At 63.1% G+C, this 21673-nt stretch carries 18 protein-coding genes; 8 read left to right on the top strand and 10 right to left on the bottom strand.

Translation table 11 applies throughout. The annotated features are described in order from the left end of the window. Positions 1–707 precede the first annotated feature (707 nt). The 3 genes from FFS49_RS42235 (at position 708) to FFS49_RS36500 (ending at position 3040) form a co-directional block, all read left to right on the top strand. Positions 708–848 (top strand): hypothetical protein, encoded by a 141-nt coding sequence (locus tag FFS49_RS42235; RefSeq protein ID WP_164531308.1) that lies wholly within the window; start codon positions 708–710, stop codon positions 846–848. A 113-nt stretch (positions 849–961) separates the two neighbouring features. Then, complete coding sequence (locus FFS49_RS36495) at positions 962–2620, top strand: NRAMP family divalent metal transporter (protein WP_027813552.1); 1659 nt, start codon at positions 962–964, stop codon at positions 2618–2620. A gap of 198 nt (positions 2621–2818) precedes the next feature. Then, positions 2819–3040, top strand: a complete 222-nt coding sequence (locus FFS49_RS36500; RefSeq protein ID WP_027813551.1) for a hypothetical protein — start codon at positions 2819–2821, stop codon at positions 3038–3040. Between the two features lie 566 nt (positions 3041–3606). On the opposite strand, the gene FFS49_RS36505 is transcribed toward FFS49_RS36500, so the two are convergent. The 9 genes from FFS49_RS36505 to FFS49_RS36545 form a co-directional block, all read right to left on the bottom strand. Then, positions 3607–4209, bottom strand: a complete 603-nt coding sequence (locus tag FFS49_RS36505; protein WP_027813550.1) for an undecaprenyl-diphosphatase — start codon at positions 4207–4209, stop codon at positions 3607–3609. A gap of 31 nt (positions 4210–4240) precedes the next feature. Continuing rightward, entirely contained in the window at positions 4241–5446 is a 1206-nt protein-coding gene (locus tag FFS49_RS36510; protein ID WP_046196988.1) for an MFS transporter, read from the bottom strand. A 108-nt stretch (positions 5447–5554) separates the two neighbouring features. Further along, the gene (locus FFS49_RS36515) at positions 5555–6055 is read right to left on the bottom strand and encodes a DUF2127 domain-containing protein (protein ID WP_034176083.1); all 501 of its coding nucleotides are present in this window, start codon (positions 6053–6055) and stop codon (positions 5555–5557) included. Between the two features lie 63 nt (positions 6056–6118). Further along, positions 6119–9256, bottom strand: a complete 3138-nt coding sequence (locus FFS49_RS36520) for an efflux RND transporter permease subunit (protein WP_027813547.1) — start codon at positions 9254–9256, stop codon at positions 6119–6121. A 65-nt stretch (positions 9257–9321) separates the two neighbouring features. Then, the gene (locus FFS49_RS36525) at positions 9322–10389 is read right to left on the bottom strand and encodes a metal transporter (RefSeq protein WP_027813546.1); all 1068 of its coding nucleotides are present in this window, start codon (positions 10387–10389) and stop codon (positions 9322–9324) included. Next, complete coding sequence (locus FFS49_RS36530) at positions 10389–11783, bottom strand: TolC family protein (protein ID WP_027813545.1); 1395 nt, start codon at positions 11781–11783, stop codon at positions 10389–10391. The genes FFS49_RS36525 and FFS49_RS36530 overlap by 1 nt, the downstream gene beginning before the upstream one ends. 161 nt (positions 11784–11944) lie before the next feature. Further along, the gene (locus tag FFS49_RS36535; RefSeq protein WP_046543880.1) at positions 11945–12226 is read right to left on the bottom strand and encodes a DUF4148 domain-containing protein; all 282 of its coding nucleotides are present in this window, start codon (positions 12224–12226) and stop codon (positions 11945–11947) included. Positions 12227–12350: 124 nt separating this feature from the next. Next, entirely contained in the window at positions 12351–13631 is a 1281-nt protein-coding gene (locus tag FFS49_RS36540) for a HAMP domain-containing sensor histidine kinase (protein WP_027813544.1), read from the bottom strand. Then, positions 13621–14310, bottom strand: coding sequence for a response regulator transcription factor (locus FFS49_RS36545; protein WP_027813543.1), 690 nt, complete (start codon positions 14308–14310; stop codon positions 13621–13623). Before FFS49_RS36545 ends, FFS49_RS36540 begins: the two co-directional genes overlap by 11 nt. A 253-nt stretch (positions 14311–14563) precedes the next feature. On the opposite strand from FFS49_RS36545, the gene FFS49_RS36550 reads away from it, so the two are divergent. Genes FFS49_RS36550 through FFS49_RS36570 form a run of 5 tightly spaced genes read left to right on the top strand, consistent with a single transcriptional unit; the run spans position 14564 to position 19825 of the window. Further along, positions 14564–15544: a chromate resistance protein ChrB domain-containing protein gene (locus tag FFS49_RS36550; RefSeq protein WP_027813542.1), complete on the top strand. Its 981-nt coding sequence runs from the start codon at positions 14564–14566 to the stop codon at positions 15542–15544. Further along, positions 15541–16725 (top strand): chromate transporter, encoded by a 1185-nt coding sequence (locus FFS49_RS36555; protein WP_027813541.1) that lies wholly within the window; start codon positions 15541–15543, stop codon positions 16723–16725. The genes FFS49_RS36550 and FFS49_RS36555 overlap by 4 nt, the downstream gene beginning before the upstream one ends. Before the next feature lie 34 nt (positions 16726–16759). Further along, positions 16760–17494: a superoxide dismutase gene (locus tag FFS49_RS36560; protein WP_223274430.1), complete on the top strand. Its 735-nt coding sequence runs from the start codon at positions 16760–16762 to the stop codon at positions 17492–17494. A 49-nt stretch (positions 17495–17543) separates the two neighbouring features. After that, a complete protein-coding gene (locus FFS49_RS36565; RefSeq protein WP_027813539.1) occupies positions 17544–18785 on the top strand; it encodes an MFS transporter in 1242 nt (413 codons plus the stop codon). Beyond that, positions 18782–19825: a YncE family protein gene (locus FFS49_RS36570; RefSeq protein WP_027813538.1), complete on the top strand. Its 1044-nt coding sequence runs from the start codon at positions 18782–18784 to the stop codon at positions 19823–19825. The genes FFS49_RS36565 and FFS49_RS36570 overlap by 4 nt, the downstream gene beginning before the upstream one ends. Positions 19826–19986: 161 nt before the next feature. Here FFS49_RS36570 and FFS49_RS36575 read toward each other — a convergent pair whose 3' ends face one another. Then, positions 19987–21672, bottom strand: coding sequence for a TniQ family protein (locus FFS49_RS36575; RefSeq protein ID WP_027813537.1), 1686 nt, complete (start codon positions 21670–21672; stop codon positions 19987–19989). Position 21673: the final 1 nt, after the last annotated feature.

The following is a 21673-nucleotide window of genomic DNA, read 5'->3' on the forward strand; positions in this document are numbered from 1 at the left end:
AAAGGCATCTCCGTGAAGACTGGACGGGACTGTAGCACATTTACAAAGATATAGGGGGTATAGGTATATTATTTGGCCGGAAATTCTCCGGCATCATGCCCGTTCGTTGATCGAGTTGGACCCGTGGCGATGACCGCGTCACCCACAAAACCGCCTGAATTGGCGATTCATGGGGCCAGGATCGGCACGCAACACGAATTTTTTGCCCCCAGCTTAGATCCGGTTGACTCAGGATACCCCCACCCCCTACAATCCAACAATCTTCACGGACGGGGCAATTGCCTTGGACACCTGCAGTAGTCGACCTTTGATCCGTTTCGCTGCCTGACTGGCAGGACGTCCCCGCGCTCACCTATCAGCCGCCGTCCTGCCGTCAGGCAGACGGTGCGCGCCGCAGTAACGCAGCCCCGTGCACCCCAGAAAGCGCCATCGACCCGCGTGCTTGCGCGAAGTCAATGGCATCGTGACGCGAGTCCCACTCGCGTGCGCATCTGCTCCCTGTGAGCAGCGCGTGAACCTGTACGGGCGCATCTGGCGCCAGAAAGGAGCCGAAATGCCGGACTGTGACAGTTACCCCATATGCCGCTCATCCCTGCTTTTCATCAGGGCAAACGGGTAGCACGCACCTCACGGCGCCCATGATGCGCCGGTCTCCGTGTCTGCCCGCGCCCCACGTTTCGCGTCCTGCCAGACGCACGGAGAACATCATGAACTTTGGCCTTCTCGTGTCGCAAAACCCGCACATCGACGACTCGCGTGCCTGCTACGACACCATGCTGTCGCTGCAGCCCCGCACACCGAACCGCTTCGCTGCATTCTGGCGCTGCGTCAGCCGACTCATCTCGTAACAGGCCGTAAGCCATTTCGGCATGCGCGACGGACGCGTTTTTCCAGCGACCGGTCCGCTCGCGCATGCTTGACCGCCACAGAGTTGTTCCAGCGCAATCCGGGAACCATAAAAATGTCTACGCCAACTGATCTCTCACCACCCACGCTCGGGCGGGAACGCACCGCAGTCCTCGATTCGGCCCATCTGGGCGACATCAAGGGAGCGCTCGGCACCATTGCCCACCACGACACCGCCCCGCGCACGACATGGTGGGCGCGCTTTCGAACGTTGCTGGCTATTCTGGGCCCGGGCCTGATCGTCATGGTCGGCGACAACGACGCGGGCGCCTTCAGCACCTATACACAGGCTGGCCAGAACTACGGCACGACGCTGCTGTGGACGCTTCTGCTGCTCGTGCCCGTCCTCTTCGTCAACCAGGAAATGGTCCTGCGGCTCGGTGCGGTCACCGGCGTCGGGCATGCGCGGTTGATCTTCGAGCGCTTTGGCAAGTTCTGGGGGGCGTTCAGCGTGATCGATCTCTTCCTGCTCAACGCGCTCACGATCGTCACCGAATTCATTGGCATCACGTTTGTGCTCGACTTCTTCGGCCTCTCCCGTATCGCGGGCGTCTGCATCGCCGCAGCGCTGACGATGGCCGCTGTCAGTACGGGGAATTTCCGGCGCTTCGAGCGCTTCGCCGTCGTGCTGTGTGCGCTGAGCCTGCTCCTTGTTCCCGTGCTGGTGTCGATACATCCGCCGGTTGGCCAGATGACGCGCGACTTCTTCATCCCGAACTGGCCTGCGCACTCGAAGCTTTCGGATGTGATGCTGCTCGTCATTGGTATCGTTGGTACGACGATCGCACCCTGGCAGCTGTTCTTCCAGCAGAGCTATGTGATCGACAAGCGCATTACGCCGCGCTTCATGAAGTACGAGAAAGCCGACCTGTGGATCGGCATCGCACTGGTGCTGATCGGCGCAGTGGCCATGATGGCGTTCAGTGCCGCGCTGTTCTCGGGAAAGCCCGAATTTGGCAATTTTACGGATGCGGGCGGCGTCATCACCGGCCTTGAAAAATACGCCGGCCGTACCTCGGCCGTGCTGTTTGCGATTGCGCTCTTCGATGCGGCGATCATCGGCGCAGCGGCAGTCTCGCTGTCGACCGCCTATGCGATTGGCGACGTGTTCAAGATCCGTCACTCGCTGCATCGGGGCGTGACGGACGCGAAAGGCTTTTACCTTGTGTACTTCGGCATTGTCGCGCTGGCTGCCGTAATCGTACTGATTCCCGGTAGCCCCCTCGGACTGCTGACCGAAGCGGTCCAGACGCTCGCCGGCGTGTTGCTGCCGAGTGCTACGGTGTTCCTGCTGCTCCTGTGCAACGACAAGGCCGTGCTCGGACCATGGGTCAACTCCAGAAAGCTCAACCTGTTCACAGGGGCGGTGATCTGGGTGCTGGTGATGCTGTCGATCATCCTGACCGCGTCGGTGATGTACCCGGATATCAGCGGTGAGACGATTCTCGTAGTACTCGCGGGCGGAACCGTGCTGGCCATCGCTGGCTATGCCGTGACGGCTGCGCTGCGCAGAGGTAGCAGGGACCCCGTGGGCTCAACCCAGGCATGGCCAGAGGGCGCACGCGACACGTGGCGCATGCCGCCGCTGAACGATCTGCCGGCGCCGAACCTGACGCTGGCCAAGCGTGTCTGGATGGGAGTCCTGCGCGGCTACCTGCTGCTGGCCGTGGGGCTCGTCGTGCTCAAGGTCGTGCAGATGACCCTGTTGAAATAGCGCGCTGCATCAGTCGTTTCACGCGTGCAGCTGCACGCAGCTCAGTTCAGGGCGCGTTTGTTGTGACCCGCACCTCAATCCCGCCGGAGCATACAGCGGGACGCCCGGTGGACGCCAGATGCCGGCCGGATGGCCGTTGAGCGGGGCGCGACAGGAAATGGTAACCGCAGTGGCCGATCTTGCTGAGGAGGAATTGTCGTGAAGTACCTGAAAAACCGGGATGCAGCGTGGATCGCGATGCTTCTGGCCGGGTTTGTGGTCCTGGCTTTCATGTTCGCAGCCAGAAACACCGGCGATATCACATTGGGAGACACCTCGAGCGCGGGTGCGAGAGCGCCTGCACCGCATCAGGTTACGACCCACTGCCTGATTTACGGGAAGTACTGCCTCGGCGAGTCGTTACGTGCAAGCCAGGGCTGAGCAGTGGCGAGCCGGGTATGCCCCGGCCTCGCACCTGAACGCAGGGTGCGCGACGCGCCTACGCCTAATTTCCCGGTGCGGGTAATCGTTAATATCTGAAGCTTCGGGTATTAACGAATCACGGCCAACCCTCTAGTTCGGCCCGGCTGATGCCGTGATGAGGATCGGCCGGGATTCGTAAATTTTCGCCAGAAGCGGTTTAACGCATTGGTGAGTAAAAGAAATTCGTTGTCGTCGAAGGAGCGTGGTATCTCGCAATACTGAATTCTGGAGACTGTGCCCCCTTCGGCAAAGACATGCCCGCTCGCTCCAGGGGTTTGAGGAACCTGGCCCCCCAATGAGTTCAGGCATGGCTAACAGTACCAACGGCAACTTGGCGTCCGCGCCCACAGAAATAGCGATCGCGAGAGACGGAGCATCTGATCGCCGAAGTCGATGGCGTCCAAGAAAAGTGAGTTGAGTGATAGGGCAGCGCTGGCCCACCCGCAAAAACCGCTCGCAAGTTCGTCATAGGACTGCTTCAACCAAGGGATGTCGCGGACCTGTTTGCTGCATGTACGGCTCCGTTAAGGTCGCAGCCATCGTCGGCCAATCGGCATAGCCAATACCTTCCTGTACAAGGCAATCGAAGCCCCGGTTACCACCCTGCCCCCGACTCGCCAGAACGGGCTGCCAAGCATGTAGGCGATCCAGGCGACAATTGCCGCCCCGATCATGTCAAACGGAAAGTGCACGCCAACAAACAAGCGGGCCCACGCAACGGCGATATCGACGATCAGTGCAAGCAGTCCAAGTCGTCTTTTTCCTGCGTAGAAGAGTGTGAAAGAGATCGCAGAAAGCAATGTGGCGTGATCGCTCGGAAATGACGAGTCAGGAGCATGCGCGAGGAATGCATGCCCTATTCCGATTGCGAATGGCCGGGGGTGGTACCACACCATTCCGATCAACTGGTTAATGCCGAGTGCCAGGAAGCCAACAAAACATGCACGCAGGGCCATTTCCCGCCTCTCGTCGCCGCCCGCCAACCACAGGCAGACAAGTATGACAGGAGCCGCCCAGATAGCATAGTTGGCGATGATCACTCCCATTCCGATGAGCCAATGCGGCGTCGCTGGCGTGGCGTTGAGCACGAGAAAAATGGTTTGATTGAGCGCTTCGAGCGTTTCCATAAGAGGCTTTTGTCGTGAAGATCAGGATCGGTCAGCGGTTGCGCTTCTCCAGGCGTGGCGCGAAACGGCACATCACCAGTGGGACGACAGCCAGACCGGCTCCGGCAAAGAACGTCGCCGACGCGCCATGGCGATCCCACAGCCAACCGGCGATGACGCTCGCGACCAGCATGCAGACGCCGCTCGCGAGATTGAAAAGGCCGAACGAACTTCCGCGAAGTGTCTGCGGCGCTGTTTCTGCGACCATCGCCGCGAGAATGCCTTGTGTGAAACCCATGTGCAGGCCCCAGAGCGCAACGCCGAGGAGGACGGTGATGATCGACGCGCTCGTGCCCAGCACAAGATCTGCCGCGATCAGGAGCACGAGCCCCCAGGCGAGTAGAAACCGGCGATCGATGCGATCCGAAAGTGCTCCCGCGGGGTAGGCGGAGAGCGAATAGGCGAGACTCATGACCACCATCACGCCGGGAATCCACGCGATATTCAACCCGGTCTGCTGCGCGCGCAAGACAAGGAAGGCCTCGCTGAAGCGCGAAAGCGTGAAGGTGGCACCGATCGCGACCACGAACCAGTAGCGCTCCGGAAATTCACGCCATGCCCGCCAGTGCAGCGGGGACCGGAAGCGACGAGGCGCACCTTCACCGACCGGCTCCTCAATGCCAAACAGGATCAGGCCGACCGCGATGAACGCGGGTACGACCGCGAACCACAGGACAGTGCGAATGTGATCGGAAAACCCGAGCATCAATACGATTGCGGCAAGGGGTCCTGCAAATGCTCCGATCGTGTCCATCGACTGCCTCAGTCCAAAGCAGGCGCCACGAATCTCCGGGGGCGAGACGTCTGCGACGAGGGCGTCACGCGGCGCACCGCGAATCCCTTTGCCCGCGCGATCGACAAGTCGTGCGGCCGCGACAATCCCGGGTGTGCCGGCCAGCGGGAAAAGCGGCTTGGAAAGCGCGGCCAGCCCGTAGCCGAGCAACAACAGCGCCTTGCGTTTGCCAAGCCAATCACTTACGGGCCCCGAAAAGATCTTGACGATCATTGCGGTCGCTTCGGCTGCCCCTTCGAGCACACCCAGCGCGCTCACGCTCATGCCCATCGTGGTGACGAGAAAGATGGGCAGCAACGCATGAACCAGTTCGGACGAAAAGTCCATGAAGAGGCTGACAAACCCCAGCATCCGGACTGCACGGGGAATCGGAATGCGGTCGATGGTAGATGTATCAGGTAGCATCGTTCGTTGTCTGGAATCGGGAGAAAGCTGTTTTCTACCGGGCATCAGGCCGGTGCGGCGCCGCGGACTGTATCAGCTCCGCCCGACACGGGATCCCAGCCAGGCGCTCTACATTACCGCCTTCTGCCCGTTTCGGAGATATCGGTATTCGTGCCAGGTGAGGGCGATAACGACGATGTCCAAGGCCGTGACGAGCAACAACCAGACTGAGTGCGTGAATGTAAATCGATAGACCTGGTAGCCAATGAACAGGCCGAAAACAATCATGGAAATGGGAAAGTACCAAAGTCTCTCGCACAGCAAACCGATGATCAGCCACAGCTTGATCACGCCGTGTCCGAGCAGATAAATCGCCGCGAATTTCTGGGTGTCGACAGAAAGGTGCTGTACGGTATGAAGGAGAAAGTTGGCGACGAGATCATGGGGATCTTCCGCAAACTCATCCTGCGTGACCAAACGCACAAAAGTCAGAAAAAGCCGCTGCGGAACGAAGTATGTGACAACGCCGGCAGCGATTTCTGAAAGCGCGAAAATCGCCTTGAACCACAGGCTCAATTCAAACACCAGATGGAGCTTCTTCCCGTCAAGCAGCTTGTTCAGACCAATCACGGGGATCTCTCCAATGGTTCGCAATGCGGGTCGCGTTCGCTTCGTCTTTACCGTGACACCTCGTCACTGGCCATCGCCCGTTTCTCCTGATACCGCTGCTTGTCCGGGTTCGACCAGTTCCTCGCGCGCGAAACGCCCGTAACGCAGTGCCAAGGTGGGCAGTACGATCAGGTTCAGTGCGGTCGAGGTGAGCAGGCCGCCAAGAATGACAATCGCCATCGGCCCCTCGATTTCGTTACCCGGCGCGCCGCTCGTCACGGCGAGCGGCAGCAGGGCGAGCGCAGTCACCAGTGCAGTCATCAGGATCGGCACCAGCCGTTCCGACGCACCGCGCACCGCCGTATTTATGTCCCAGGCCAGCCGGTCGACGTGCACCAGATGCTCGTAGTGGCTGATCAGCATGATTGAATTGCGCAGCGAGATGCCGAGCAGCGTGACGAATCCCACCATGCTGCCCAGCGACAGGTTCGCGCCGGTCAGCACGACGCTCAGAACCCCGCCCACGAGCGCGAAGGGCAGGTTAATCATGACCAGCAGCACGCCGCGACGGCTCTTCATTGCGAGGAACAGCAGCAGCGCGATGCCCACCAGCGCAATCCCGCCGTATGCGAGCAGGTCGCGTTGCGACTGCGCGCGCGCTTCGCTCTCACCGCTGAAGACGGCATACGTGCCCGGCGGCATCCTGATCGCGTGATTCACACGCGCCTGTGCTTCCTTTACGAAGTCGCTGACGGGCCGGCTGCCGAGATTGACCGATACCGTCTGCACGCGCTGGCCACCGTCATGTGTGATCTGGTAGCGTCCCGCGACCTGACGGATCGTCGCGAGCGAGCCCAGCGGCACGGCAAGGCCGTCGCCATTGCGCACCATGAGCTTGCCAATGTCGCCGACGGTCTGACGCTGGGCCGGGTCGAGCACAACGGCGAGGTCATAGCTGCGGCTACCCTCGTAGATCTGGGATACGGTCACGCCCGCGTAGGCAGCCTGGAGAGCATCGAGCACCTCGACGGGCCGGAAGCCCCAGCGGCTCAGGGCGTCGGGATTCAGCCGCACGTCCAGTTCCGGAATCCCGGGCGGCGAATCCACCCGCACGCTGGCGACGCCGTGGATCGTGCCGATCAGCTGGGCGATCTGCTGCGCCGTGCGATCGATGACGTCGAGATTGTTGCCGAACACATTCACGACCACCGGGGCCGTGGTGCCCGAAATGGTTTCGTCGATCCGTTCCTCGAGAAACGTGTTGACCGAGGTGGAGAGACCCGGAAAGCGCGCCAGCGCCTGGCGAATCCGGTAGAGCGCCCAGCTCTGGCCCGATGCCCCCATCGGCTTGAGGTCGACTTCGAACTCGGAGAGCTGCACGCCGGTGGGGTCGACCACGCCATTCGCGCGGCCCGCACGCTGTGCCACGAGACGCACGCCCGGCACCTGCATCAGCGCGTTCGAGACCTGCGTGCCGATGCGCAGCGATTCGGCGAGCGAGGTGCCCGGTGCGAGCCCCATGTGAACCGTGTAGTGGCCTTCGCGCAGTTGCGGAATAAAACTCCCGCTCATGAATGGCAGTGACGCGAGCGCCGCGGCGCACATCACCGCGACGATCACCATGACCGCCTTCACATGCTGTTCGACTTTCGTCAGCAGCGCGATGTAACGCGTCTTGAGGCGCCCGATCAGGCGCGGCTCCCGCTCGGGCAAGGGTCCCTTCGCCAGCAGTGCGAGTGCCATCGCCGGCGTGAGCGTCAGGGCGACGCCGAGCGACGCGAGCACGGCGAGAATGTAGGCGATACCCAGCGGCGCAAAGAGCCGTCCACCGATACCCGTGAGCGTGAGCACGGGCAGGAAGATCAGCGTTACGATGAAGGTGGCGAACACCACGGCGCTGCGAACTTCGAGCGAAGCACGCAGCACGACCCGGAAAGCGGGCAGCGGCTGGGGCAGCGTGCGGTTCTCGCGCAGGCGCCGGTAGATGTTCTCGACGTCGATGATGGCATCGTCGACCACCTCGCCGAGCGCGATGGCGAGCCCACCCAGGGTCATCGTGTTCAGGCTGACGCCGAACGACGTCAATACGATGATCGCGACCAGCAGCGACAGCGGAATCGCCACCGCGGAAATCACGGCGGTGCGCACGTTGAGCAGGAACAGGAACAGCACCGCGATGACCAGCACGGCGCCGACGATGAGCGCGGTGCGCAGGTGGCCGACGGCGGCCTCGATGAAGTTGGCGGGCCGGAAGACGTTGGTGTTTACGTCCACACCTTGCCGGGCGAGCGCGGGTCCGAGTCCCGCGAGCGTCCTTTCGATGTCGCGCGTCACGGCCATCGTGTTGGTCCCGTACTGGCTTTCCATCACCACCATCACGCCGGGCTTGCCCATGATCGATGCTGCGCCAACAGCAGGTGCACTGCCCCAGGTCACGTTGGCGACGTCACCCACACGAACCGCCGCGCCGTTGCTGGAACGCAGCACGACACTGGCCAGTTTTTGCGGTGTCGCGATCTGGCCATCGGCGTTGACGGCGATGCGCTGGTTGCTGTTCTCGATGAACCCGGCGCCGCGCACGCCGGTGGCCTGGCGCGCCGCGGCAATCACGTCCGGGATCGACAGGCCGTGGCGCATCAGCTTCGCGGGGTCGACCTGGATCTGCAGCTGGCGCGTCTCACCGCCGAACACAATCACGTCGGCCACGCCGGGAGTGCCGAGCAGCTGCGGTTTGACCGTCCACTGGGCGATGTCGTAGAGGTCCGCGAGCGAGCGCGTCGTCGACGTCAGGCCAATGGTGCGCACGACGCTCGTTGTCGTGGTGAGCGGCAGGAGTTGGGGTGCGGTGACGCCCACTGGTAGCGAGCCCGCAAGCCCGCCGATGCGCTCGGTGACGAGCTGCCTGACCTGCATCACGTTGGCGTGGTCATCGAACACAAGCGTGACCGAGGAGAGGCCCTGCATGGACCGCGAGCGAATCGACTTCAGGCCCGTCATGCCGCCGAGGGCATTTTCAACCGGCTGGGTGACGAGGCTCTCCACCTGTTCGCTGGTCATGCCCGGAGCGGCCGTCTGCACGATGCTCATCGGCGGCGCAAATTCGGGAAAAACGTCGAGCTTGGCGCGCGTCAGCGTAAAGAGCCCGTAGCCGGCCGCCATCACGGCCAGCGAGAAGATGACGCCGCGAAAGCGCAGCGAAAAGCGGATGATCGCGTCAAGCATGGGGCGTGGAATGGGACGTGGAGTCGCGTTGTTCTGGGCAGGTCATGCACGGTACGGTCGCAGGATCAGTCATCACATTCGGGCGGATCCTTGCACGCGGTGGCGATGCCCTGAGGCTTGAGCTCTTCGGAGAGCAGCAGTTGCGCACCCTGCGTCACGATCTGGTCGCCGGCGTGAAAGCCCGACGTGACCATGAAGCCGCGGTCGTCCTCGTTGCCGGCCGGCACGTAGCGTCGCGTAAAGCGCTCGGGGGCCGTGCGCACCCAGGCCCACGTCTGGCCGCCGTACCACACCACCGCCTGCGCCGGGATCAGCAGCCCCGATACGGCCTCGCTTGACGTCGGCACGCGTGCACTCGTGCGCAGATTGGCGGGCAGCGTGGCGTCGGCGACGTAGAGCCAGGGGCTCCCCTGCACGGCCGGATCAACGAGTGGCGAGGCGGAAAGCCGTTGGGCCGGCACCACGCGGCCGTCAGCCGTATCGACGGCGATGCGCTCGGGTGGCGCCATACCAAAACTTGTGGGCAACGTGACGCGCAGCACGACAGCCTGGCCCGACTGAAGGAGCTGGAACAGCCTCGAGGCCGGTGCGGCCGCGGCATTCGCGAGCACGTCGCCGAACTGCTGCCGCATCGCGCCGTCCAGCCCGTTCAGCGTGACCCGGGCAGACTGCAGTTTCGCTTCGTCGCCCTGCATCGTCGACTGTGCAGCCTGCAGGCTCTTCTGCGAAACATTGCGGTCGTCGGCAAACAGTGTGCGGCTGCCCTGGTACTGCGTCCTCGAACTGGCCGCCTGCGCGGTGAAGGTGTCAACGTCCGCGCGCGCGCTCGCGAGCCGGTTGCGCAGATCGAAGAGCGGCTGCAGATCGATGACCATCGCGTCGGCGCTGATGCCGGACTGGCTCATGACGGCGGCAAGCGGCGCCACCTCGATGTGGCTGGCCCGTTGGGCCTCGGGGCTCACGACCACGACCGTTTCACCGTTGACCGTCTGTACGGCGGGCGTCGGAGCCGACCGGGCTGCCGTGGCGGTCGATGCACTGGCGTCGTCAAACGCCTGGTTCAGGATGTACCAGCCTGCACCGGCAGCGAGGGCCAGCGAAATGACGGAAAGTAGGATCAGCCGGAGTTTCATTATGGTGTCTCTTCACTGAGGGTATCGCTCACCGCCTCATGACCCAGGGGTTGCTGCATCGCATCTTCGAGCGCGCCAGCGGCCTGCTGGACCGCGACTACGGCGTCGAGGTGGGCGCTCTTGCTGGTCTGGTAGTCAGCTTTCGCCTGCGTGAAGGTCAGCCGGTCCGCATTGCCGCTGGCGAAAGCCGCCGCCTGGCTTTCGAGTTGCCGGCGGGCACTTGCCAGATGGGCGTCGGACAGCTGCAGCGCTTCGAGGCTCGCCCGGTAGCGTGCCAGCGCGTGCGCAAGATCGCCGAGAATCCTGTCCTGCAACGCGCCGGTACGCGTGGCAGCTTCCTTGCGCTTCGCCTCGGCTTCCCTGATGCCGCCCTGGTTCTGATCGAAGATCGGCAACGTAATGCCGGCGAGCCCGAAGCCAATCTTGTTGGTGCCCGTGTCGTACGTGTAGCCGGAGCCGAGGTGGATGTCCGGATACTGTTTCGCGACCTCGAGCTGAAGCGCCGATTCGGCCGCGGCGTAATCGGCCAGCGAGGCGCGCAGATCGGCGCGATGGAAGATCGCCGCGCGCTGCGCATCCGTTGCGGGCGGCGCAGGCGGAACCGTATCGAAGGCGCTCAGGTCGAGCGTGACGCGGTCGAGCACGGTGACCGGCACGCCGATGGCGGCAGCCAGTTGTGCGAGCGCGTCCTGTTCGGCGCTTCGCGCGGCGGCCAGCTCGCTCTGGGCCTGGGTGTCGGCAAGGACGGCAGCGTCGACGTCGGGCTGCGAGTACTGGCCGACAGCGAGGCGGTGGCGGCTCATCACGGTGATCTGCCGCTCGGCGTCGGCCTTGGCGGACAGGAAGGCCATGCGTTCGCGGGCGGCGTAGAGGGCGAGCATGGCATCCCGGACCTGAGCGCGAACGCTCCACGCTGCGTTGACGATGTTCAGCCGGGCCGCTTCCGAGAGGTGGTTCGCCTGATCGACGCGATAGCCGCGCTTGTGCGCGGTCTCGATCGGAATATCGAGCGACGGCCCCCAGGTGAAGGGCGCTCCCGGCCCCGGGTTAGGCGTGTTGTACTGGAACGGCAACTGCAGGACCGGGTTGGGAATCGCGTTGGCGACGTCGATACCGGCGTTGGCCGTGCTCCATTGCGCACGGGCAAGGTCGAGGGCGGGGCTGTAGTAGAAGGCCGCCAGGGTGAGCATCTCACGATTCCAGACTGCAGGCGGCCAGGGCGTGACGTCGTGACCGGTCTCGCGCGCCACGTAGGCCTGCAGCGCCTCGCTCGCCAGCGTGCGCTCCTCGAATTGCCGGGCAAGCTGGGCGGGGGCGATCGGCTCGGGATGGTAGGTCGTGCAACCGGCCATCCCGGCGAAGGCGATAAAGACAAACGATAATGTGCGGCGCATTCTTGCATCCCATCGGATGGTGTGCCGCCCACCCGGGCAGCGTCCGGGGCGGATGCTACGCCACCGGTTGTGAAGTTTTCGTCAAGAAGGAACGGCCAGGACGCCGCCGGGGCGGGCATGCGGTATTGACGCCAGCTCTGTCAACGCCACATGTGCCGCTCTCAGTGGTGCCTGAACAGGGTCGGGTTCGATTGCTGCCACGTTGGCGCGCCCGCCTGGGCGTTCCCGTTCATGGATGCCCCGGAACCGGAGGTGTCGCAGTTCATTTCGGACATCTTGTCGGGGTAGCTATTTCTGGGTAGACGCATCAATCCTGACTGCTCCGCACACGCCAACTGGGCACGGACCGCGGCGCGCGTCGGGCCGGGGGTTGGCTGGGCAAATGCAAGTAAGGGGGCAATCGCAGAGGATGCGACGAAGAGTGCAGCGATTAGCGATTTCATGAGCGACTCCTTCACAATCTGGTCAATATCTGTTCCGGTAACTTACGGAACAGCCCATAAGCCCATGCTACGCAGGGGTTTGTGAAGTTTTCGTCAAGAACGCATCAGCAAGCGTGCAGTCGACTCAGGTCCGGCTCGTCGCCGGCAGGCGCAGCGAGACGCAGGTGCCAACGCCTGGCTCGCTGTCGATCCGGATCGACCATCCATAGCGATCGCAGACCTTTTTGACGATCGACAGGCCGATTCCGACGCCAGGCGTCGCAGTGCGCGGCGACCCGGCCTGGTAGAACCGGTCAAAGACATGGGGGAGTGCGTGTGCCGGAATGCCTGGCCCGGTGTCTTCGATGTGCAACCAGCCGTCTGCGTAGCGAAACTGAAGGCGTCCGTGTTCGGTATGCCGGACGGCGTTGTCGATGAGGTTGGACAGCACGATCGCGAGCGCCGACCGGTTTGCCAGCACACAAACACCGCGTTCCACAGCATTGACGACCGCCAGGTCCTTTCGGGCAAAACGGTCGGCGAAACGCGTCAGCGACGTTTCAATCAGGTTCGCGAGCGCCATCGGCTCGACCTCGCGTGCCGAATCCTCTCTCGCGAGCGTCAGCAGCGCGTTGCCGAGTTCGCGCATGTTGTCGGCCGCACGCTCGATCTGCTGCAGACGTGTGCGCGACTTGCCGCTGATCGCCGGATCCTGTTCAAGCAGTTCACAGCTCGTCTTGATTGCCGTAAGCGGCGTTCGCAGTTCGTGGCTCACATTCCCCGTGAACTCCTTCTCGCGAGCAATCATGTCGGCAATGCGCCGGTGGTAGTCGTTGAAAGCCTCCACGAGCCCGACGAGTTCCGTCTCATCGTACCTGCCGGGCTGGATCGGTACCGCCCCGCCGAGCCGCAGTTCCTTGACCTGCCGCGCGAGACCGGCAACCTGCCGCACCAACAGACCCGACAGGCCGAAGGACAGCCAGATCGTGAGCAATGCAAAGACACCTGTGCCTGCCATCAGGGCATTGATGACTTCCTTGAAATGCTTTTCGTAAATACTGAAGTTGTAAACGCGGTACAGCCGCGCCGCGCCGAGCGGCTCGATCGCGACGTGGATCTCCCGTCCGTCAATGATGATTTCGTGCGTGCCGGCAGGCAGACTCCCGATCGTCACCGGCAGCGTAATGGTCCGGCTGTCCGCGCCCGAAACATAGCCATTCATTCGGACATCGAAGGGCGGCAGCAGGGACGGGTTGGCTTCGTAACTCTTGAGCACATTCGTCATGTCGTCATGGATGAGTGCCGTGATCAGCCGCTCTTCCTGTGCCTCGGCCAGTGTCCTCACGCCGAGCGCCTGGGCGACCAGCAACGCGATGGTCAGCACCGAGAAGAAAAGCGCGACCTTGAAGCGCAGGCTATTTCGCATCTTGATCAGGTGCAACGAGCCGGTAGCCGACGCCATGGATGGTCTCGACAAGGTCGGCCTCGCCCTGCTCGCTGAGCGCCCTGCGCAGGGTGTAGATGTGCGTGCGCAGTGTGTCGCTGTCGGGCAGCTCCTCACCCCAGACTTCAGATTCAAGCTCGGCGCGAGTGAACATGCGCGCAGGCGACTGCAGCAGGATGCGCAGCAACTGAAGACATTTTGGGGGAAGCTTGACCGGATGCCCGGCCCGTTCGACGGTCATCGTCGACAGATCCAGTCTTACGTCGGCGAATAGAAGATCCATGGTGGCGACCTGCCCGCGATAGCGCTTGATCAGGGCCCCAAGACGTGCACCGACCTCCTTCAGCGAGAACGGCTTGACCAGATAGTCATCGGCACCGTGCACGAAGCCCTCCAGCTTGTCGTCCAGTGCGTCCCTGGCCGTGAGCATCAGCACCGGTGTGTCCCGCCGCGCCTCTTCGCGCAACCTGCGGCAGAGCGTGAGTCCGTCCATGCCGGGCAGCGCCAGATCGAGCAGGATGGCGTCCCACGAGTCGGCGATCGCCATCCGCAGTCCTGCCTTGCCATTGGAAGCAATGTCGACCTCATAGCCGTTACCTTCGAGATAGTCGTAGAGGTTCGCTGCGATCGCGGAATCGTCTTCGACAATAAGAACCTTCATGGACTTGCGTTCGTCACGTCTCGGCTGGAAGAGAGCTTGATGCTACCGCAGACTGCGTGTACTGGAGTCGGGAAAGCCGGATAGACGATGGGCACATCCCTATTGTGGCAGCGCTGGGGCATCCGTGGCCTGTGGTTCATCAGTGTAACGAGCGGACTGGCGCGGCCGGATGACATCGCATCTGGTCAGTCTTCTGCATCACGCCCACAAAGTTAACTTGTAGATATCGCTACATAAACGTAGCATTGTCTACATGAATACGTTGATGACCTGGTCCGTCCTTGTCCTGACGCTACCCACCGGGAATGCGACAGCCCGCATGCGCTTCTGGCGCGCCCTGAAGGGGAAAGGCTGCGCGGTGTTGCGCGACGGCATCTATCTGCTTCCTTACAGTCCTGAAGGGGAAAACATGCTGCGCGAGCTGGTCGCGGCGATCGGCGAGAGCGGTGGCGCAGCGCACCTTCTGCGCGCCCCCAGTCTCGATGCTTCGCAGGACGCGGAATTCCGCGGACTCTTCGACCTGGCCGATGAGTACGATGGCTTCATCCGGACACTGGCCGAAGCGCGCAAGACCGTGTCCGGGCAGTCCGCCACCGAACTGACGAAACTGCAGCGACGCCTGCGCAAGGACTACGAGACCATTGTCGCGATCGACTTCTTCCCTGGGGAAGCGACTACGCGCGCGGAGGTGGCGTGGCAGGATTTCGTGGCCCACGTCGATACGGTGCTCTCGCCTGGCGAGCCCCACTCGGCGGACCGCGCAATCCGCCTGCTGTCCGTCCTGGACTACCAGGGGCGCACGTGGGCAACCCGCCGACGGCTGTGGGTGGATCGCGTGGCAAGCGCCTGGCTGATCCGCCGGTTTATCGACGTGCAGGCCCGCTTCGTCTGGCTGCCCTCGCCGGACGATTGCCCGAAGGACGCGCTCGGCTTCGATTTCGACGGCGCGGTCTTCACGCATGTGGGAGAACGTGTGACGTTCGAAGTGCTGCTGGCGAGCTTCGGACTCGAAGGTGATCCGGCGCTCATGCGGCTTAGCTCAATGGTGCATGCGCTCGACGTGGGCGGCACGCCGGTGCCGGAGGCCATCGGCTTCGAAGCGATCATTGCGGGCACGCGCGAGCGTGCAGCTGACGACGACCAGTTGCTCAGTGACATGAGTCCCGTCCTCGACTCGATGTACACACACTTCGCCGCGGTCGAAAAAGCGCGCGACACGGGAAAACGTTCATGAGCACAACCACCGCACACGCGCCCGGATACAGCCTGGGCCAGATGGCGCTCTACATGCTCAAACTCGGCACGATCGGATTCGGTGGCCCGGTCGCGCTGGTCGGCTACATGCGCCGCGATCTGGTCGAACAGCGTGGCTGGATTACCGAGGGAGACTATCGCGAAGGGCTGGCCCTCGCGCAGATGATGCCGGGCCCGCTTGCGGCGCAACTCGGCATCTATCTCGGCTTCGTGCACTACCGGCTGCTGGGCGCGACCATCGCCGGTCTCGCCTTCGTGCTGCCGTCGTTCCTGATGGTGGTGGTGCTGGGCTGGGCCTACGCGCATTTCGGCGGACTGTCGTGGATGCAGGCCGTTTTCTACGGCGTCGGCGCGGCGGTCGTCGGCATCATTGCGATGAGCGCATACAAGCTCACGACGAAGACGCTCGGAAAGGACCGGCTGCTCTGGGCGGTCTTCCTGATCCTCGCGGCAGTGACCGTCGTGACCGAGTCTGAAATCGCCTGGCTTTTTATCGCCGGTGGCATCGTCAACTGGCTACGCCGCGCGCCGCCTCAATGGCTGGGCAAAGGCGGGATCAACGCGCTGGCCGCGACACAGGCACCGGCCCTTGCCGGGCCGCTGAGCGGTCTGGACCTTCCGCTGCTCGGTCAGATTGCGCTTTTCTTCACGAAGGCGGGCGCGTTCGTGTTCGGCTCAGGCCTCGCGATCGTGCCTTTCCTCTACGGCGGTGTCGTGACGGAACACCACTGGCTGAACGAGAAACAGTTTGTCGATGCGGTGGCCGTTGCGATGATCACGCCGGGGCCGGTCGTCATTACCGTGGGCTTCATTGGGTATCTCGTCGCCGGGCTGGCTGGCGCCTGCATCGCTGCCCTAGGGACGTTCATCCCGTGCTACCTGTTCACGGTGCTGCCTGCGCCGTACTTCAAGAAATATGGGCGGCTCCCCGCCGTCAAGGCGTTTGTCGACGGCATTACCGCCGCAGCCGTGGGGGCGATTACCGGCTCGGTCATTGTGATCGCAAAGCGCTCGGTCATCGACTGGCCGACCGCGCTCATCGCGCTCGCGACCGCGTTGCTGCTCTGGCGTGTGAAGAAGCTTCCGGAACCCGCAATCGTGGTTGCCGCGGCCCTGACGGGTCTCGCCCTCTATCCGCTTGTCCATCTGCACGCCCATTAATCGGGTGCGTTCACGAAAACTGTGAGGATTGCAAATGAAGACACGTCGCACGTTTCTGCATGATTCCGCCACAGTGGGGGCAGGCATGATGCTGGCCCAGGCGCAGCTGGTTCACGCGGCTAGTGCGTCGGGCTTTACCGACAGACTGGTCAACGCGGACGGCAACTACGCGGCGGCACCGCTGCCGTTTGCGTACGATGCGCTCGAACCGGTAATCGACGCCCACACGGTGGAACTCCACTACAACTTCCATCACAAGCCCGCCGCCGCTGCGGCGAACAAGGCGGAAGAAGGCTTGGCCCGGGCACGGGAAACCGGCGACTTTGCGCTGGTGAAATTCCACGAGAAAGAACTGGCGTTCCAGCTTTCCAGCCATATCCTGCATACGATCTACTGGACGAGCATTTCTGGCAAGGTTGGTGAGCCGGGAGGCGAGCTCGCCAGAACGATCGACCGCCATTTCGGCTCGTATGCGAAATTCAAGGCGCAACTCGTCGCTGCGACCATTGCCACCGAGGCCTCGGGCTGGGGTGTCGTCGGCTATCTGCCGGCGACCGGCAAGCTCATGATCCTGCAGTGCGAGAACCACCAGAAACTCACCGCGTGGGGCATCCAGCCGATTCTGGTGCTCGACGTGTTCGAGCATGCCTACTACCTGAAGTACCAGAACCGCCGCAACGAATACGTCAACCAGCTGTTCAGCATCCTCAACTGGGACAACGCAGCGTTGAGACTGCAGGCCGCAATGCAGTCGCACGCCCTGGCCTGACAAGGGGGGCGGTACAAGGCCGCATGCAGGCCCGAATGTGGAGACATTGATGCCCCCTGTCCGTGCACCCCTGTCGGACCTGCTGCGGCCGCCGGGCATCGATCGCAGCGCGCGGCTGTTGCTCGCGGCGCGAGGTTTGCGCGGAGTCTGTGATGGTTTCGTTGCGGTACTGCTGCCCGCGTATCTTCTCGCCCTCGGCTTCGAGCAACTCACGGTCGGCCTGATTGGCACGGCCACATTGCTGGGATCAGCTCTCGCCACGATCCTGGTCGGCGTGACCAGCGTCCGCTACCCGCACCGCCCGCTGCTGCTGTTCGCCGCGGCCTTGATGGGCGCGACAGGGCTTGCGTTCGGCTGCCTCTCAACCCTGTGGCCGTTGCTCGTGGTGGCCTTTATCGGCACCCTCAATCCCAGTTCAGGGGACGTCAGTCTTTTTCTGCCGCTGGAACACGCACGCCTCGCCGAAGCGTCGCACCCCGATTCCCGGACAGCGCTGTTCGCGCGTTACAGCCTCGTGGGCGGGCTGTCGGCGGCGCTCGGCTCGCTGCTCGCAGCTTTGCCGCAATGGTTCGCGGTGCGCTCCGGCATGTCCGGACTGTTCGCCATGCGCGCGATGTTCGTCGTCTACGCGCTGACGGGCAGCGTGGTCTTCCTGCTGTATCTGGGTTTGCCAAAGGAGACAGTGCACGCCGCGAAGGCGCACGTGCCACTGGGTCCATCGCGCGCGATTGTGACGCGTCTGGCGCTCCTGTTCAGCGTCGATGCGTTCGCCGGCGGCCTGCTTGTCAACTCGCTGCTGACGCTGTGGCTGATCCAGCGCTTCGGACTTTCGCTGGCTGCGGCCGGGCAGTTTTTCTTCTGGTCGGGGCTGCTCAGTGCCGGCTCGCTGCTTGCCGCGGCGCCGATCGCGCGCAGGATCGGGTTACTCAACACGATGGTGTTCACCCACATCCCGTCGAGCGTGTGCCTGATTGCCGCGGCATTGACGGCATCCCTGCCGCTGACCCTGACGTTGCTGCTCCTGCGCAGTGCACTTTCCCGGCTGGATGTGCCGACGCGTAGCGCCTACGTGATGGCCGTCGTGACGCCCGCTGAGCGGCCTGCTGCCGCGAGCTTCACGGCTGTGCCGCGCAGCCTTGCCGCGGCCGTGGCGCCGTCGATTGCCGCAGCGATGCTCGCAGCCGGATGGCTTGCTGCGCCGCTGATCGCGTGCGGGACGCTCAAGATTGCCTACGATCTCGCCGTGCTTGCCGCCTTCCGCCATATCCGGCCGGATGGAGGCGCGCCATGATTCGCGGCAGTTCATTGTGTGGGCAACTTGCGGCGAGGGTCGCCATGGTCGTCTGGTTCGCGGTGATCGCCGGGGGCGGCACAGGGTGCGTCGCGCACGGTTCGGATGACCCGGCCATCGATACCCTGCCACTGAAGCTGATCGGCGATGTGCCACTACCCGGCTGCGCGTCGCGGTTCGACTACGAGAGCTACGACCCGCAGCGGCACCTGCTGTTCATCGCTCATCTGGGCGACGGCGAAGTCGTCGTTTTCGACACGCTCGCTTCGCGCGTTGTCGCGCGCATTCCGGGTGTGTCCGCCGTACATGGTGTGCTGGCTGTTCCGGCGCTGTCCCGTGTCTACGCCTCGGCCACCGGCACGAACAAGATCGTCGCGATCGACGCGGACACGCTGAAGATTGTCGCGAGGACGCCCGGTGGCGTCTATCCCGATGGGATGGCCTGGGTGCCTGACGTTCAGAAGCTTTACGTATCGGACGAAACCGGCGAGACAGAGACCGTGATCGACGGCTCGACGAACCGGCGCGTCGCGACCGTGTCCCTCGGCGGTGAAGTGGGGAACACGCAGTACGATCCAGTATCGCGGCACGTTTTCGTCAATGTGCAGTCGCGACGCCAACTGGTGGAGATCGATCCCCGCACCGACACCGTGGTCGCCCGCACTGAGCTGCCTGGCGCGCGGGGCAATCACGGTCTGCTGATCGTGCCGGAATTCCGTCTGGCATTGATTGCCTGCGAGGACAACGATCGTCTGCTAGTGCTCGACATGCGCACAATGAAGGAGATCGCGGCGTTCGATGTCGGCGGCACGCCGGACGTGCTGGCGTACGATCCGGCGCTGCGCACGGTCTATGTCGCGGGCGAGGCGGGCGTGGTGTCCATGTTCCACGTGGACACTTCGCACGTGGTGAAAATCGGGGATGGCCGTGTGGGACCGGATGCCCACGTCGTCAGTGTCGACGCAGCATCACACGATGCCTGGTTTGCGCTCAAGGACGTCGATGGACATCCCGTGTTACGGATCATGGCGCCGCGATGAGGGACAGGCGCGGAGCGCAGTTTAGATTGCCGCATGAGGCGCATCGCGATCGAGTTTTGCCTGGCGCAGGAACCTTTCGTTGAGGATCTGGGTGGCGACGGTAGCCGCCCCCGCCAGCCAAGGATCACCAGACGCCGAGCTTGATTTTCTCTCGAATCGCCTTACGGCCGACGTTGATAGGCACGCCCTCCAATGGCTCGGCCTTGCCACGCGGGCGGCCCCTCCCATTTCGGCGTAATTCCCGCTTCAGACAGCTTCGCCAGCGCATCAAACTTCGCAGCAAGTGGCAACACAGGTTCCCATCCGCAATGTTCAATGATTGCCTGGGCCGCGTAATGGCCAACGCCAGACAAGATCACGGCTTCTCTCGCCGGCGCGGCGTCGCCCCGTGCGCTCATCAGTGCGTATGCCCACCACAGTCGCCGCGCCCTGAAGTGCCACGTGGATTCCCGGTTATCCGTGACCCGCGTTAGCGTGTCGGGATATCGCTCGCGTTGCCGGGGCGTGTCGGCAATGCGCACCGGAAGAACCGCGAGTAATCGCTCCTTTGTCACCTGTTGCGGCTTTCCCGGCCTAGCGAGCATCGCAACGGCGGCCTCGTCGACGAGTGCGGCGAAGCGCTCGTCGTCCGGAGATACGGTTTTCGCTGCGGACTGACCACCGCCCACTCTATCTGCTGCCGAAATCGAGAGGGTCTCCTGTATCCACTCCCGGTCATGCTCGTAGAGCCACGAGGTGACACGATATACCTTGCGCCACAGATCCTGGATGGTCGTTTGCGGGTTTCTTCTCAGCTCGTCCCGTATTCGACGCCGGTGCGCTATACGCGGCATCGACACCGCCGCCCCCTCAAGTGTCGGGCCTTCCTCAACTGTCCTGGTGCGTCTAATCGCAGTCTCTTCCTGGGACACACGCTGCAGGCTCAATGCAAGTTCGTCCCGCGTACCAAACAGATACATCGCGAGCAACAGGTGCCGCGTAATCGGCATATCGCATACCGTGCTGTTGCCCGGTGCAAAGCGTATCCAGAAGCTCATCCGCTTCGCGGCGAACGCCGGATCCACTGCAGAGAGGAACGTTTCGCCCAGTTCTTCAATCAGGTGTTCCTGGAACGCTTTCGCCTGTAGCCTTGCCCCCCATTTGAAGCCTAGCTCTCGAATGCGGTTCTGGTACGCCACGCGCAGGCGAAAGGGGTCCACCCGGCCCAGGGGACGGTTAAGCAGATCGCGAGCAAAGCGCGCGTATTGCAGCGGGATCGGTGAGCCTGCCATGCCATCATCTTCCGCCGCAGTCACCTGCCAGCCACAGCGGCAAGCTAGCCACGGTTGGCGTAGTAGTCGCTGGCGAAACTGGAAAGGCCGGTGGCACTGCGGGCAACTCGAAAGCAGGCGCGCGCCATGCCGCCAACACATGCTCACGCCCGGGACGTGGTGCGCCCGGTGCCAGTACCCCATCCCGAACGCATGAATGTCCTCTTCAACGCAGGCCGGGCAGAGATGCGCTTCGCCGTAGAGGCCGACAACACGACGTGGTAACCGGCTCATCATCGCTCCAACGTCAGCCGTCAGCGGCTGCAACACGCCGTCCAGAAACGGCTCGAAAAGCGGCCACAGGGTGTTGCCTGCCAGAAGCGTTTGCAGGGCTGCCTGCGAGCCGTCGTTCACACGATCCGCAAGCCGCATGAGGGATGGCGGTACGATTTGCTCGAGCGAAAACGGCGCACTGTCGAACAGGTCAAGAAAGGTGTCGCTCTCCACCCGGTTGCCCGACAGCACATGATGTCGGGCAACGCGCGACTGGATGGTCTCGTCAGGTAAAGACGGGACAAAGAACAGCAGATTCCGCATC

This window comes from Burkholderia sp. 4NA327C6, assembly GCF_005502655.1.
GTDB classification, from domain to species: Bacteria; Pseudomonadota; Gammaproteobacteria; order Burkholderiales; family Burkholderiaceae; genus Burkholderia; species Burkholderia contaminans.

Excerpts from the sequence above, each read along its gene's own strand:
- FFS49_RS42235 (WP_164531308.1), top strand. The coding sequence starts at position 708 with ATGAACTTTGGCCTTCTCGTGTCGCAAAACCCGCACATCGACGACTCG.
- FFS49_RS36505 (WP_027813550.1), bottom strand. The coding sequence starts at position 4,209 with ATGGAAACGCTCGAAGCGCTCAATCAAACCATTTTTCTCGTGCTCAAC.
- FFS49_RS36545 (WP_027813543.1), bottom strand. The coding sequence starts at position 14,310 with ATGAAGGTTCTTATTGTCGAAGACGATTCCGCGATCGCAGCGAACCTC.
- FFS49_RS36570 (WP_027813538.1), top strand. The coding sequence starts at position 18,782 with ATGATTCGCGGCAGTTCATTGTGTGGGCAACTTGCGGCGAGGGTCGCC.
- FFS49_RS36550 (WP_027813542.1), top strand. The coding sequence starts at position 14,564 with ATGAATACGTTGATGACCTGGTCCGTCCTTGTCCTGACGCTACCCACC.
- FFS49_RS36495 (WP_027813552.1), top strand. The coding sequence starts at position 962 with ATGTCTACGCCAACTGATCTCTCACCACCCACGCTCGGGCGGGAACGC.
- FFS49_RS36555 (WP_027813541.1), top strand. The coding sequence starts at position 15,541 with ATGAGCACAACCACCGCACACGCGCCCGGATACAGCCTGGGCCAGATG.
- FFS49_RS36535 (WP_046543880.1), bottom strand. The coding sequence starts at position 12,226 with ATGAAATCGCTAATCGCTGCACTCTTCGTCGCATCCTCTGCGATTGCC.
- FFS49_RS36525 (WP_027813546.1), bottom strand. The coding sequence starts at position 10,389 with ATGAAACTCCGGCTGATCCTACTTTCCGTCATTTCGCTGGCCCTCGCT.
- FFS49_RS36520 (WP_027813547.1), bottom strand. The coding sequence starts at position 9,256 with ATGCTTGACGCGATCATCCGCTTTTCGCTGCGCTTTCGCGGCGTCATC.
- FFS49_RS36560 (WP_223274430.1), top strand. The coding sequence starts at position 16,760 with ATGAAGACACGTCGCACGTTTCTGCATGATTCCGCCACAGTGGGGGCA.
- FFS49_RS36510 (WP_046196988.1), bottom strand. The coding sequence starts at position 5,446 with ATGCTACCTGATACATCTACCATCGACCGCATTCCGATTCCCCGTGCA.
- FFS49_RS36530 (WP_027813545.1), bottom strand. The coding sequence starts at position 11,783 with ATGCGCCGCACATTATCGTTTGTCTTTATCGCCTTCGCCGGGATGGCC.
- FFS49_RS36540 (WP_027813544.1), bottom strand. The coding sequence starts at position 13,631 with ATGCGAAATAGCCTGCGCTTCAAGGTCGCGCTTTTCTTCTCGGTGCTG.
- FFS49_RS36575 (WP_027813537.1), bottom strand. The coding sequence starts at position 21,672 with ATGCGGAATCTGCTGTTCTTTGTCCCGTCTTTACCTGACGAGACCATC.
- FFS49_RS36565 (WP_027813539.1), top strand. The coding sequence starts at position 17,544 with ATGCCCCCTGTCCGTGCACCCCTGTCGGACCTGCTGCGGCCGCCGGGC.